The following is a 13,310-nucleotide window of genomic DNA, read 5'->3' as shown; positions in this document are numbered from 1 at the left end:
CTCTCCCCGCCCGCGCCCAGCTGCGCCCCGTGCATGAACATTCGGCCCACCCGTTCCGGGGCGCACGCCGGACAACCGTGCGGCCCCGGTAAGGCCGGCCAGGGCTTACGGCGGTCAGGGACAGAATCTCCCTGTACCGGGCCGGCAGCGCCGGTAGCCGGAGAGCCTTGTCGTCCCCGCGGCCCCGGAGGTGGTTCTCGTTGTTGCGCCTCCACCTGGCGAGCGCCTTCTCCTGCTCGTCGCCGAGGGGCAGGCCCGGCTGTGTATGCCCTCGTGTCACCCCCAAGCCCTCACGTTGCTGAAGCATCGAGGTCCACCGGTCTCCTCGTTGATCCCGGGGTCATCCCGGCAGCACCTCGAGCTCGGCCTCCTGTGAGACCGACAGGACATCGCGGCGGGTGCGCCAGGAGTTGAGCCACGCTCCCCACGGGTGGCCCAACTCCTCGCGCTGTTCGATCGACGAGAGGGGACGGCCGGTGACGGCACAGAGCCGCTGCATCACCTCGACCTTCGCGTCGTGGGCGTCCTGACAGGAGCCCCAGGACCGACCGGGTGCCTTCTCCACGGCCTCGAGCTGATCGCCTGGCAGATCGTCGCCGCGGGTGACGAGCTCCGCCCGCCGCCTTCGGAGGCTGTCCGCCCGCACGGTCGCGTCGCGGTCCGGCAGCGGCTCCTCCCGCTCGCGCGGATCTGCGGGTTCGGCCCGCCGTGGGTACCGGTCGTGGCCGGCCCGGAAACCGGTCTCGTATGCGGTCCGGGAGGACCAGGTGGCGATCGTGGCCAAGCGCTCGGCCCGGTCGGCTCGCAGGCGACCGGTGCGCTGTAGCCACCGCTGCTTGCGGCACCAGCGCTCCGGACTTCACCCGTCGGCGCAGACCTCGTCCGCGGGGTGGCAGTCACCGACGCCGGCCTCATAGGCCATCAGTTCCTCGCACAGGAAGTCATCCTCGCGGGCCAGGGTGTCTCCTCCGCTCTGGAGTCCACGGCAACCACGCCGGAGCGCCCTCCTGCTTCGTCTCGGGCCGGCCTCTGGCCGTCAGGGCAGCCAGACGCATGGGCCTGGCTGCCCTGGCTCCGGTTACAGGCCGGGCGTACGAAGGTAGTGCCAGGTGGTCGGGCCGACTATGCCGTCGGCGCCGATCCCTCTGGAACTCTGGAAGCGCTTCACCGCGGATTCCGTGGCGGAACCGAACTGGCCGTCCACGCCGGTGGAGCCCACGGAGAAGCCCTTGAAGATCAGCAGTGCCTGGATCTCCTGGACCTTCGCACCCGAGTTGCCGCGGTCCGCACGGGTGTTACTGAGGTGGTAGCCGCAGTAGTACCCGATGAAGTCCAGGAGCCTGCAGGACACGGCGGCCGTCGCCTGGGCCGCCGCGGGTGCGGCCGTCGAGACGCCGACCGCTGGTACGGAGAGCACGCCGACCAGGCCGAGTGTCACTGCCGTCTTTCCCCACCGCATGAGCGGCTCCTTCCGATCGATGGTCGATACGTCACCAACTATCGGGGGGCGGGCGGGGTGTGTGTGCCTGAACGACCAGAAAGGGCGGGGTGATTCGAAGGAAAGTTCGGCGACAGCGTCACGAGCACGTCGAAAAGCGGCTGTTCGACAACAGCGAGGAGTCCAGGTCTGCCATCTCGCTCCGCCCCCTTCTCGGACGGCGCACGGCAGCGGCCCTCGTGATCCGTCTACGGGGTGACACCAGTGATGAGCAGGCCATGCGCGTCCGGCGCACAGTGACCGACACGCTGGTCGGCAAGGAAGTCGAGGATCTCTTCCGTGACGCGCTCGGGTGCGTCCTCCATCACGAAGTGTCCGGCTCCGGGGATGACGGTGAGGCGGGCGCCGGGAATGTCCTCGACGAGCTGCCGCGCGTAGGTCAGGGGCTGCCACTGGTCGCGCTCGCCCCAGAGGATACGGACCGGCATGGTCAGGGACGCGAGCTGGTCGGTGATCTCCTCGGTGTACCGGGAGTCGTAGTGCCGCACCTGGTGCTCGAAGAAGGAGACGCGACCCGGCGCCGACCGGTGGGGCGCCAGGTACGCATCGAGGACGTCACCGGTCATCGTCGCCGCGCCGTCGGCCACCGTCATCTCCAGCTGCCGGGTGAGCAGGGCGTCGAACGCCTCCCGCGGCAACTGCATGTGTTCCTCCACCTGCTCTTCGATGATCTTCCGCCAGGTCTCGGAAGGCCAGGAGTCGTAGCTGACCGTGTCGATGATCATCAGCCGCCGCACCCGCTCGGGGTGGGCGATGGCGAACCGCTGCCCGATGGCGCCGCCGATGAGATCAAGACGGGAGCGGCCGCGGCCGGCAGGCGGCGGCCGGCCCGGGAGCGCCTGCTGGTGACTGCGGCACGCCACTTCTATGCCGACGGTGTGACAGCCACCGGGATCGACACGATCATCGCCGAAGCAGGCGTGGCCAAAACAAGCCTGTACAACAACTTCTCCTCCAGGGCTGAGCTGGTCGGGGCCTATCTCGACACCCGGCATGAGGAGTGGCTCGCGACGTACCGCACACGACTGGAGGGGACGGCGGGCCCCCGCGAGGCGGTCCTGGCCGTCTTCGACACCTACGCCGATTGTGCGGAGGCCGCCCAGGAGACCGGTTTCCGTGGCTGTGGCCTGCTCAACGTGGCGGCCGAGCTGCCCGCCGGGGACGCCGGGCGTGACGTCGTACGCCGCCACAAGGAGACAGTCGAGGAACTGATTCTCGGTCACCTCGGGCAGCTGCTGCCCGAACGCCCCGGAGAGGCCGGCGCGCTGGCGGAGCATTTGTCCTTCCTGTTGGAGGGCGCGATGGCACGGGCCGGCCTGGAGGGCGATGGCAGCCGGCTGGCGCATGCCCACACGCTGGCAGCGGCGCTGCTGGACGGGGCCACGGACAGATCCTGAGCCTCCCAGCTGTCTGCCGGACGCCCCGTCCACAAAGACGACGTCATCGTCCTGGTCGCCAACGGCCGATTCACCGAACCCGCCACTGACCTCGTCGGATCCCAACGCCTGCACCTCGTCGGCCGGGACACCCCGGCCGCTTGGGCGGGCGGCTCACGCCCACTGTGGGAGCTTCTGCGCGTGGTACCACCTCCCCGCAGGCCGACGCCGCTGTCGTGAACAGCGCATGTGATCCCGCTGCTGCCCGCGAGGACAGCAGCGGCGGCGCACTTGCGCACCGGTCCGTCGAGGAGCTTTACCGTCGGATGTATGAGGCGACCGCGCTCGTGCTCCCCCTGGGTGAGGCGATCGTGGCGGCTCTTGCCTGGTGGTGACGGCCACCTGGACGAGGCGGCGGGCGCCGGCGTTCTTGGAGGAACGCGGCGGACGCGCCCGTGCGCCGGGCGATCACGCGGACGGCGAGCCGGCCGCGTTCCCGGCGGAGCCGGCCGATGGCCTGCCCAACGCGGACGAGCTTGTCCTGCGGTCTGGCGTAGGAGCTGCCTCTCCGCAGATCTCCGACAGCCTCAGCTGCTCAGTGCGCCCCGGCCATACGGCGGAACTCGCTCGGGTTGGTGCCCCGGATCCTCTTGAACGCCACACTGAACGCGAACGGATCGGTGTAGCCGACGGCACGGGCGACGTGGGCGACGGTCGAGGACCCCTTCTCGGCCAGGAGATCTGCCGCCAGCGTCATGCGCCAGTGAGTGAGATAGGTCAGCGGCGGCTCGCCGAGCAGACCGGCGAACCGCTTCGCCAGTGTCGAGCGGGACACCCCCGTGCGCCGGGCCAGATCGCCCACCGTCCACGGCGCTGCCGGCTCGGCGTGCAAGAGGCGCAGCGCTTGACCGACCACCGGGTCCTTCTGGGCGGTCCACCAGGCCGGGGGATGGCCGCCGGGCCTGTCCAGCCAGGTCCGCAGCGTGCAGACCAGCATCCAGTCGAGGAGCCGGTCGAGCACGACTTGCTGGCCCGGTTCGTCGCGGGCGACCTCGGCGGCGAGGTGATCCAGCACCGGATCACCGGTGCCTCCGGCGTCGACACGCAGCACGACGGGCAGCATGTCCATCAGCCGCTGGCTGATTTCGCCGCGGACCGGATAGGCGCCGACCACCAGAGTCGTCGCGTTGCTGTCGTCGCTGCTCCCTTCGCCGGGATCGTGCCAGCCCAGCCGGTGCCGGGTGCCGCCCTGCTCGGGCGTCGCGCAATGCGCTCCGTAGGCGATCGGCTCGACCGCGCTGCCGGGCTCGTCGACGAAGGTGAATGTCGTGGAACCGCGTACCACGATCGTGTCGTGGGCGCCGAGGCGCTCGGGGGGACGGCCCTCCGGCACGATCCAGCCCGCTCCGGTGAGGACGGTGCACAGGGTCAGCGGCGCACCGTCCACGAATCGCAGTGACCAGGGCGGGGACAGCGTCGAGCTGCCGAACAGGGAACCGTGAGCCCGCACCCCGCGAAAGAGGTCACTGATGACGTCCACCCCGACAGGTTAGACGATCGCAAAGGTATTACGGCTTGTCACCCATGTCATCGTGTGACCCGTAGGTGTTCTGTAGTAGTCATGACGCGAGACACTCACCTCGTCCTCGGTGCGACCGGCAGGACGGGGCGCAGAATTGCCGCTCGACTGCGGCTGCACGGCACACCGGTACGCGCCGCCTCCCGGTCGAGCCGCCTCCGGTTCGACTGGTCCGAGCCCGACGGCTGGAACACCGTCCTGCGGGACGTCGACGTGGCCTACGTGGTGCCCCCGCCCGTGCCGGGCCCGGTGCACGAGTTCGTGGTGAGGGCCGGAGCCGCCGGGGTGCAGCGGCTGGTCCTGCTCTCCGGGCGCGGCGCGGACAGCTGGGGCGGCTCTGCCTTCGGCCGGCACATGCGGTCGGCCGAGGAAGCCGTATGCGGCTCGTCACTGGGGTGGACAGTCCTGCGGGCCTCGAACTTCGCCCAGAACTTCGACGAGGACGTCTTCCACGCGCCACTGGTCGCGGGCACACTGGCGCTTCCGGCCGGCGATGTTCCCGAGCCCTTCGTCGATGTCGAGGATCTTGCCGATGCCGCGGTCGCGGTGATGACCGAAGGGGACCGGCACACCGGGCGGGTATACGAGCTGAGCGGTCCCCGCTCCCTCACCTTCACCGAAGCCGTCGAGCTGATCTCCCGGGCGTCCGGACGGCCCCTCACCTACCGCCGGATCACCCGCGACGAGTACGTCTCGTCCCTCACCGGGCAGGGCCTGAGCCGACACGACGCCGACGACATCGCCGCGATGTTCGCGCTGATGGAGAGCGGGCTGCTCTCCGGGACGACTGACGAACTGGCCTCCGTGCTGGGGCGGGCACCGCGGACCTTCGAGGAGTACGTCGTCCGGGCGGCCGCGGCGGGTGCCTGGGACGAGCGGTGAACCGCGAGGCCGTTCACCCCCCGGCCGCAGCCGCCCGGCGCGACCCCACGCACCGGTTGCCCATGACGGAGGACGCGACGCCTTCTACCACGATCCCGGATCCGCACCCCGCAGACGGAAGCACTGACATGAGCACTGATGACAACTCGCTGACCCTGGTGGTCACCGCACACCCGGACTCCGATTCCCTGACTCACCACGTGGCGAAACGACTCGTTTCGGAGCTCCGCCCCCGGGCTGTCGAGGTGGCGGACCTGCACCGGGAGCAGTTCGACCCCAGGTTCACCACGGCGGACCGCCGCGCCTACCACGAAGGCTGCAACTACCCCTCCGATGTCGTCCGCGAGCACGGTCGTCTCGAGCGTGCCACCGATCTCGTCCTGGTCTTTCCGGTGTACTGGTGGTCCATGCCGGCGCTGCTGAAGGGGTGGATCGACCGTGTGTTCGTCAACGGCTGGGCCTTCGAATACTCGGCTGCCTCGGGTCTGCGCCCGAAGCTCCAGCGGCTCACGACGCATCTGCTGCTCATCGCAGGCGCCGACTCCGGCGCTTACGAGCGTCACGGACATGAAGGGGCACTGCGGACTCAGATCGAGCACGGCATCGTCGACTACGTCGGAAGCCGCCGTGGTGCCACCGCGTTCGTCCACGAATCCGAGCAGTCCCCCTACACGGCCACGGCGGCGAGTGTGGCACGCGCCGTGCGCACCGTCAGCGAAGCCGTACGGGCCGACTCACCGCCCGCGTGACCTCTCCTCTCCTGCGGCAAGGAGGGCGGCACCGACCACAGAGACCGACCGGTCGTGGACGACATCGGCGTACGGCTACGGGCCGCCCCGCAGCCCGAGGATGACCGGCCTCACCGAAATCCAGGTACTGGCGCGTCGTCCGCGGCGGCACGGCACGAACGTCGTCCAGCGATCCGTCTGACCACCTGGCCCTCGGGAATCTCCAGGTCGAGCACGGCATCCAGCCTCGGTTCCGAGTCGGCCAGGATGCCGTCCAGCGCCTGCGCCTGCGCAAGATTGCGAGGGAAGCCGTCCAGCAGGAATCCGCGCTCGGTATCCGGGCGGGCAAGGCGCTCTTTGATCACCCCGATCGTGACCTCGTCCGGAACCAGAAGGCCGGCGTGTATGTGCGTGTGAGCGTTCCGGCCAAGCTCGGTGCCCTGGTCGATGTGCTCGCGAAACAGGTCACCGGTGGAAATGTGCGGGATCGACAGACGCGCGGCAAGGCGCACTGCCTGCGTGCCCTTGCCGGCCCCGGGCGACCCGATCAGGAGGATGCGCATCAATGAGGGGCCCTTCATCATGCGGGGCCCAGGGCCGGTCCCGGGATTCGCAGCCGTGACTGAACGCTAGTGCCGTTCCACACCGGCGTACCCCAGGATCGGAGCTGGGGATACCCCCCGGCGGGAGCCTTCGCCTTTCCCCTGACGGCCCACCCAGCACACCAGCAACTTCTAACGAGTTGGTGCGTGATAGCGGGTGAGGCGTTGTGTCCCCTACCCGTCGGTCAGCTCATGGCGCGCTCGCTCGCCAGGGGCAGGTCCGGCCGCGCTTGAGGACGGCATCAGTGCCTGGCGGACAGAGGTGTACACCGGCGAGTGAGGCTTCGGGTCCCGCGTGCCGAGCAAGTGTGTAAGGCAGCCATGATGCTGCTCAACTACTGCAAAACACCGGGCGGTTGAGATGCGATAGAGGATCATGGGGGCTTGAAAACGGCCACCGGCCCCGGGGGCCGGTCCGACCTGAGCGCATCGCCATGGCGATGCCGGATGATGAGGGATGTCCGAGTGAAGCTTCGAAGAACCATCGCCGTCCTGCTCGGTGCGGCGTTATCGGTTGTCGCGCTCGTGTCGCCGGTCGGCGCGCAGCCGGCGTCTGCCGGAGTCTCGACCACCTACCAGATCAACGCGCGGCACGACGGCAGCCTCGTCGACCCCACTGTGGGCGCGCCGCCGCTCAGCCAGAAGTGGTCCCGCGACCTGGGCGGGAAAGTCTCCTACCCCGTCGTGGCCGGCGGGCGCGTTTTCGCCACCGCTGCCTCGCCGAACGGGTACGGCACCACCCTCTACGCCATTGACGCGGCCACGGGCGAGAACGCCTGGGAGCCCGTCGACCTCGGTGGCACCTATTGGTGGTCCGCGCTCGCCTACGGGGGCGGCCGGCTCTATGCCCAGAACTACGACGGAGTGCTGACGGCGTTCAACCCGGCCACTGGGACGGAGATCTGGACCGTCAAGCTGCCTGACCAGTACTCCTTTACCTCCCCGCCCACTTTCGCCGACGGCGTGGTGTACACGGGCGGTGCCGGTTCGGGTGGCACGTTGTACGCGGTGGACGCGGCCACTGGTGCGGTGATCTGGACCCAGCCTGTCGCGAACGGGGACAACAGCTCGCCTGCCGTCACAGCCAACGGCGTGTACGTCTCATACGCCTGTGAGCAGACATACGCCTTCGACCCCAAGTCGGGGGCCCCGGTCTGGCACCACCGGACGGACTGCTCCGGCGGCGGGGGGCGCACCCCTGTTCTCGCCGACGGCGGTGTCTGGGTTCGCGACGACGCCGGGATGGCTCCCTCGGTCCTCAACACCGCCGACGGGAAGGTCCGCGGCACCTACGAGGCCACCGGCTGGTCACCCGCTCCGGCCTTCGACGGCCGCCAGGGCTACTTCGTCGATGACGGTGTCCTCCAGGAGCGGCACAGCCGCACCCTGGCCACTCGCTGGAAGTTCGAGGGCGACGGTCAGATCAGCACGGCGCCGATCGTCGTCAACGGCTACGTCTACGTCGGCTCCCGGAGCGGTCAGCTGTGGGCGCTCAACGGCGCCACCGGCCAGTCCGTCTGGTCCACCGACGTCGGCGCGCCGATCGACGAGCCCGACGAGCACAACGTGTCCCAGCCGCTGACCGGTCTCGGTGCGGGCGGTGGGCTCGTGGTGGTGCCGGCCACCGATCTGCTGGTCGCGTACGGGCAGTGAGCAGTGGGGGGGGGTGGTGGTGGCCGGGCCACCACCCCCCTGGCCCGGCCACCGCCGGTCGGACGGCGACCTGGGCGCGAACGGGTCGGCACGGCGTGTCATGCGTCCCTCCCGGCCAGGGGATGCACCCGGCCCCCCGCAGCGTCGACCGCAGCCCCCGTAGGCCCGAGCGGATCGAGGTCCCGCCGCGTGGGCGGGGACAGGCGCATCGCCCTCGGCGTGCGTCAGGGGTACGGTCTGGCCGGAGCTGCGGAAGAAGCTGCTGCGGCGGATCGCGCTGGATGCGTACAAGCGGGTGATCGACGAGATGCTACGGACGGACCTCGACGCGCCGCGCAAGCAGAGACAAACGATCACGCGGATCTTCCACCAGCTCGTCGAAGAACCGTCCAAGGCTGGCTGAATCCTAGCCAGGTTTGATGGTGGCGAGCTGCGCGAGCAGTAGGACCAGCCGGTAGGCGTCGGTGGACGCCGAAGTCGGCGGCGACCTGTTCCAGCGTGACGCCGGGCTCGCGATTGCGCGCGACCCGCACGACGTCCTCGCGGAACCCTTTCGGATACGGCTTGGGCACTGCGACATCCTTCCAGGCCGCCTCTCAGCAAGCCAGGTCAGGTGTCACCTATCCGTGCAGCAGTCCCGTCTGGTGGTCGGGCAGTTTCACTGCTGCCATGAAGTCGTGCCGGTCCGGTGGCAGCCGACTGCTCCGTACGGCGGAATCCGTCCCCCGATGGCGGTAGCCGGCAAGGCCTCGCACTTGTTGCAGGGGCACCGTGTCGACCCAAAGGACGACGCCGCGGAGGGAAGTTCGAATGTCGTACTCGAGTAAGCCCTTGAGCAGACGTGGTCTGCTCATAGCCGGTGGGGCTGTGGCCTCCACAGCCGGCGCCACTCAGAAGCCCCGCTCCCTCACCGGGGGAGGAGACAGTTCGAGTGGAACCGAGGGAAGCGACGACGCATGGCGGACGAAGATCGACGTGCACCATCATTTCACCGCACCGCAGTGGGTGGACTGGGCGGAGCGCGCAGGGGTGGTGCGACGGGAAGAGCTGCTGTGGTGGGCGCGCTGGGATGCGGACTCCACGCTCGCGCTCATGAACCGGGCAGGGATCGCGACCGCCGTCCTCAACCCCACCATGCAGGACCGGTACCGCTCCGCGGCACAGGCCAAGGAAGGGCTGTCCGTCGTCTTCGAGGCGATGACCGACTTGATGCACGACCACCCGGGGCGTTTCGCTTTCCTCTGCCCCGCCCTCCTGGATCACCCCGAAGTCACCACGTGGGCACTCCGGCGGGCCTTCGACGAACTCGGTGCCGTCGGAGTCAGTGTGAAGGCGAGCTACAACGGTGTGTATCTGGGTGATCCCTCATACGACCGCTTCCTCGCCGAAGTCGACGAACGCTCCGCGGTCCTCGTCACCCACCCGCTCGACCTTCCGGGGAAACCGCCGGGGGTGCCCACAGTTCCCGGGGTCCCGAACTTCATGTGCGACTTCCTGCTGGACACCACGCGTGCCGCTGTGAACATGATCCGCACAAGAACCCTCGACCGCTACCCTCGTCTGTCCGTCGTCCTGCCGCACGCGGGCGGATTCCTTCCTCAGATCGCCACCCGCCTCGAGGCCTTCGGCGACTTCTGCACCCCGCCTCTCGACGCAGCCCGCGTGCGGGAGTCCCTCCGCCGTTTCCATTACGACACGGCGGGCCCGCTCGCTCCGGCGTGCACTCTGGTGGAGACGGTCGGTGCCGATCAGATCCTCTTCGGCACGGACTGGCCGGCCGCCTCCGCCGAGATCATCACCGACTTCACGGTGCCTACCGTCGAGGCCGACCATGCGTTCACCGAGCACCAGCGTCGCGGCGTCTACCGCAACAACGCACAACGACTCATGCCCGCGTTGAAGCGGACTTCCCGCACCAGTCACTACAAACGTCGCGGCCACACACCACCCGAAACTGCCCAACCATCAGACCAAAGACCGTTGCAGTACTAGACCGTGGTGAGTTTCCCGGCCGGCCACCCACCACCGCAGGTCACAGGCGGGTACAGCCACTCACCACGACATTTCCGAGGACGCCGTAACGCACGCCGGCAACAGACCAGCCGCTCCGCCCGTCTTGTTGAAACTGTGTCAGGAACTGGAAAACGCGCGGTAACGTTCCAGGCCACGCAGGCTGCTCCCCGCGCACGTGGGGATTGGGTCGGGCTAGGGCTTCTCTTTCGGATCATGCTTAGGCGGCATCCCACTCTGCTTGCAGCCAGCTGAGTTGCGCCTCGCTGAGCGGCGGCTCAAAACCTGCAGGGAACATGAGCGTGAGTGGCTGTGGCCACATGTTTTCAGGCCCGTGCTCCTCACAGTGCGGAGCGATGAGATGCGGTCCCTCCCCGCAAGCCTCGCGCCGGTAGAAGCGGTCATGCGCCTGGCAGAAGTAGGAGAACACCGTGCAGTCGTCCTCGTCAGTCGGCTCGTGGAAGCCAGGGTCCCGGACGATCAGTGTCACCGGTTCCTGACGGTTGAACCGGGGAATGGGCCGAGGATCGCACCACAGCAGTCGAGGAGGAAGCACGCGATCATTCTGTGCCAAGGGCGGCTTCGAGTCAGCGCGCGGACCAGATGAAGATGCCCGCGAGGTGGAGTGCCGCCTGGTAGATGGTGGCGGTTGTCGTACCGGGTGGCCAGACCGCGCCACTGTTTGAGCTTGTTGATGCACCGCTCGACGGTGTTGCGATGTTTGTAGGCGTCGCGGTCGAAGGCCGGTGGTCTGCCGCCATGGCTGCCGCGGCGTTTGCGGTTCGCGACCTGGTCGGCGGGCTGTGGGATCACCGCCCGGATCCCGCGCCGGCGAAGATGGGCGCGGATCGCGCGGGACGAATACGCCTTGTCGGCCAGGACCACCACCGGCGTGGTCCTGGGACGGCCGGTCCACCGGGACACCCGTAACCGGGCCATTACCTGGGTGAACGCGGGTGCGTCACCTGCCTGGCCGGGCGTGAGAACGAAAGCGAGCGGCCGACAGCGGCTGTCCGCGGCAAGGTGGATTTTCGTGGTCAGCCCGCCGCGGGACCGTCCGAGGGCATGGTGGTCCGGCTCGCCGGCCGGGGCCCCTTTTGACGGGCCCCGGCAGCGTGCTGATGAGCTCGGACGACGGTGGAGTCGACCGCGACCACCCAGTCGAGGTCGCCTTCGGCGTCGGCCTGGGCAAGCAGCGCGGTGAAGACCTTCTCCCAGGTGCCGTCGGTGTCCCACTTCCGCAACCGGTTATGAGCACCCTTCCACGATCCGAAGTGCTCGGGCAGGTCCATCCACGGCGTCCCGGTGGGGTACTTGAACGCGATCGCGTCGATCACCTGCCGGTGATCCCGCCACCGCCCGCCCCGCTTCGGAGTCCGGTCCGGCAGCAGCGGCTCGATCCTCGCCCACTGGGCGCCAGTCAACGACACACATCAACCAACGATCAGATGATCCGAAAGAAACGGCCCAGGTGTCCGGGGCGGGGGCTTTGTCGCCGGTGCCAGACACCAGCCTTCCGCTTCGGGCCCCGGCACCCTGGCACACGGAGACCGGCGGCACTGGGGAGGAGCCGATTCGCGGGGGCACCTGGTCCTCGAGGCCGCCCCACGCAGCCCGGCGCGTTCGGCTGCGCAGCGACCAGGCACCGGGCGGGGCGCCCACTGTCCCCTCCACCATCTGCTCCGCCATGCCCTCCACTATCAGGCGCGCATGATCTCGCCTGACCGTTGTACAACCGCAGGTCAGGCCCCGATTTTCGCGTGGTGAGTGCTCGGACTTCCCCTCTTCTACCTGGCTGCCTGGCTGTGGGGGTGGGGTGGTGGTGGCTGGTGTTGGGCGTTGTCGGCGTGCGCTTGAAGGTGCTCAACCCCGTACAGGTGAACGTGCTCAGTTGATGATGCGCTGACCACGGGCTCTCGTCAGTCCGCAGACGGTCGACGGCACTGGGCGGCCGGGCACTTCTCATGCCACCTTGATGACAACCTTGCCCGCAGTGTGACCGTTCTCGACGGTGGCGAGAGCGGCCAGGGCGTCGGAGAACGGATGGACCGCAGTGATCACGGGTGCGAGAACTCCGTCGAGGGCCAGCCGGGCCGACCGCTCCAGGCTCTCCCTGTCGAGGCGCCGCTCGACGAAACGCCCACCGAGACCGGGCACAGACATATCACCCACAGCGATGACGTTGCGGGGATCCCGGGCCAGCGGAGCGATCGTCCGCAGCGAGGTGCCTCCGACCAGGTCGACGATCCCGTCGAAGCCGTCCGGAACCAGCTCGCGTGCCGCGGCGACGACGTCCCCGGCGGTGTAGTCGATGAACCGCACCCCGATGGCCTCGGCCTGCTCGCGCTTGGCGGTACTCCCGGTGCCGGTCACACGCAGCTCGCGCCCGACGGCCAGCCGGGCGACAACGAGGCCGACCCCGCCCCCGACTCCGTTGACCAGGACCGTGGCACCGGCCGGGAGGCCTAGCTGGTCGAGCACGTCCACCGCGGTCGTCCCGGTCACGGGCAGTGTTGCCGCCACGGTCGCGGACAGGCCCGCCGGGATGCGCGCGGTGTTCGGCGCGGACAGCACCGTCGTCTCGGCGTAGGTGCCGCCACCAGTGAGTGCGAAGCCGAAGACCGCGTCGCCCACTTCGAGCCCGTCGACGTCCTGGCCCCGGGCGAGAACGGTTCCCGCTGCCTCCATACCCAGCACGCGGGGGAACGGACGCCCACCGTCGAGCCCGGGGACCAGACCCGAGCGCAGCATGTGGTCGAGGGGATTCACGCCGGCCACCTCGACCCGGATCAGCACTTCGCCGCGACCAGGGACGGGATCGGGACGATCGAAGAACTCCTGCACCTCGGGCCCGCCGTACCTGCCGAAACCCCACGCCTGCCCCATCTTCTGCCGCCTCCCGTGTGACCGGCCCGGTGATTCCGGGCTCTGCAGCCATCCTCACCTCTCACATCGATGTCAGGGGCAACTGACTGAGATGCA

The 13,310-nt window shown here is 68.9% G+C and carries 11 protein-coding genes and 2 pseudogenes; 5 read left to right on the top strand and 8 right to left on the bottom strand.

The window, feature by feature from the left end:
• Positions 1–340: 340 nt before the first annotated feature.
• The 3 genes from ACF1FZ_RS31665 to ACF1FZ_RS31655 form a co-directional block, all read right to left on the bottom strand.
• Positions 341–784, bottom strand: a complete 444-nt coding sequence (locus tag ACF1FZ_RS31665) for a hypothetical protein (RefSeq protein ID WP_391776821.1) — start codon at positions 782–784, stop codon at positions 341–343.
• Positions 785–1,078: 294 nt separating this feature from the next.
• Positions 1,079–1,459, bottom strand: a complete 381-nt coding sequence (locus tag ACF1FZ_RS31660; protein WP_391776820.1) for a peptidoglycan-binding protein — start codon at positions 1,457–1,459, stop codon at positions 1,079–1,081.
• Between the two features lie 227 nt (positions 1,460–1,686).
• The gene (locus tag ACF1FZ_RS31655; RefSeq protein WP_391776819.1) at positions 1,687–2,361 is read right to left on the bottom strand and encodes an alpha/beta fold hydrolase; all 675 of its coding nucleotides are present in this window, start codon (positions 2,359–2,361) and stop codon (positions 1,687–1,689) included.
• Between ACF1FZ_RS31655 and ACF1FZ_RS31650 the strand changes: the two genes are divergently transcribed.
• Positions 2,287–2,895 (top strand): TetR/AcrR family transcriptional regulator, encoded by a 609-nt coding sequence (locus tag ACF1FZ_RS31650; protein WP_391776848.1) that lies wholly within the window; start codon positions 2,287–2,289, stop codon positions 2,893–2,895. The genes ACF1FZ_RS31655 and ACF1FZ_RS31650 overlap by 75 nt on opposite strands.
• 574 nt (positions 2,896–3,469) lie before the next feature.
• Here the strand turns inward: ACF1FZ_RS31650 and ACF1FZ_RS31645 are convergent.
• Positions 3,470–4,414 (bottom strand): cupin domain-containing protein, encoded by a 945-nt coding sequence (locus ACF1FZ_RS31645; RefSeq protein WP_391776818.1) that lies wholly within the window; start codon positions 4,412–4,414, stop codon positions 3,470–3,472.
• 81 nt (positions 4,415–4,495) lie between these two features.
• Here ACF1FZ_RS31645 and ACF1FZ_RS31640 point away from each other — a divergent pair, with 81 nt between their 5' ends.
• Positions 4,496–5,335 carry an SDR family NAD(P)-dependent oxidoreductase gene (locus ACF1FZ_RS31640; protein ID WP_391776817.1) on the top strand — a complete coding sequence of 280 codons (840 nt, stop codon included), beginning with the start codon at positions 4,496–4,498 and terminating at the stop codon, positions 5,333–5,335.
• Between the two features lie 128 nt (positions 5,336–5,463).
• The gene (locus ACF1FZ_RS31635; RefSeq protein ID WP_391776816.1) at positions 5,464–6,084 is read left to right on the top strand and encodes an NAD(P)H-dependent oxidoreductase; all 621 of its coding nucleotides are present in this window, start codon (positions 5,464–5,466) and stop codon (positions 6,082–6,084) included.
• 146 nt (positions 6,085–6,230) lie between these two features.
• Here ACF1FZ_RS31635 and ACF1FZ_RS31630 read toward each other — a convergent pair.
• A pseudogene (locus tag ACF1FZ_RS31630) lies at positions 6,231–6,626 on the bottom strand (adenylate kinase family protein); the annotation flags it as partial.
• Between the two features lie 504 nt (positions 6,627–7,130).
• On the opposite strand from ACF1FZ_RS31630, the gene ACF1FZ_RS31625 reads away from it, so the two are divergent.
• Together ACF1FZ_RS31625 and ACF1FZ_RS31620 are read left to right on the top strand one after the other, a co-directional pair.
• Positions 7,131–8,318 carry a PQQ-binding-like beta-propeller repeat protein gene (locus tag ACF1FZ_RS31625; RefSeq protein WP_391776815.1) on the top strand — a complete coding sequence of 396 codons (1,188 nt, stop codon included), beginning with the start codon at positions 7,131–7,133 and terminating at the stop codon, positions 8,316–8,318.
• Between the two features lie 975 nt (positions 8,319–9,293).
• Complete coding sequence (locus ACF1FZ_RS31620) at positions 9,294–10,310, top strand: amidohydrolase family protein (RefSeq protein WP_391776814.1); 1,017 nt, start codon at positions 9,294–9,296, stop codon at positions 10,308–10,310.
• Between the two features lie 238 nt (positions 10,311–10,548).
• On the opposite strand, the gene ACF1FZ_RS31615 is transcribed toward ACF1FZ_RS31620, so the two are convergent.
• From ACF1FZ_RS31615 to ACF1FZ_RS31605, 3 genes and pseudogenes are all read right to left on the bottom strand, one after another.
• Positions 10,549–10,818 carry a hypothetical protein gene (locus ACF1FZ_RS31615; protein ID WP_391776813.1) on the bottom strand — a complete coding sequence of 90 codons (270 nt, stop codon included), beginning with the start codon at positions 10,816–10,818 and terminating at the stop codon, positions 10,549–10,551.
• 97 nt (positions 10,819–10,915) lie between these two features.
• Positions 10,916–11,758 (bottom strand): annotated as a pseudogene (locus ACF1FZ_RS31610) (IS5 family transposase).
• A 532-nt stretch (positions 11,759–12,290) separates the two neighbouring features.
• Positions 12,291–13,214: an NADP-dependent oxidoreductase gene (locus ACF1FZ_RS31605; RefSeq protein ID WP_391776812.1), complete on the bottom strand. Its 924-nt coding sequence runs from the start codon at positions 13,212–13,214 to the stop codon at positions 12,291–12,293.
• Positions 13,215–13,310: the final 96 nt, after the last annotated feature.

Origin of the sequence: Streptomyces sp. NPDC014623, from assembly GCF_043088245.1 — a bacterium.
GTDB lineage: Bacteria > Actinomycetota > Actinomycetes > Streptomycetales > Streptomycetaceae > Streptomyces.
The sequence above is the reverse complement of the archived record's forward strand: the minus strand, read 5'-3'. Positions and strand labels throughout refer to the sequence as shown.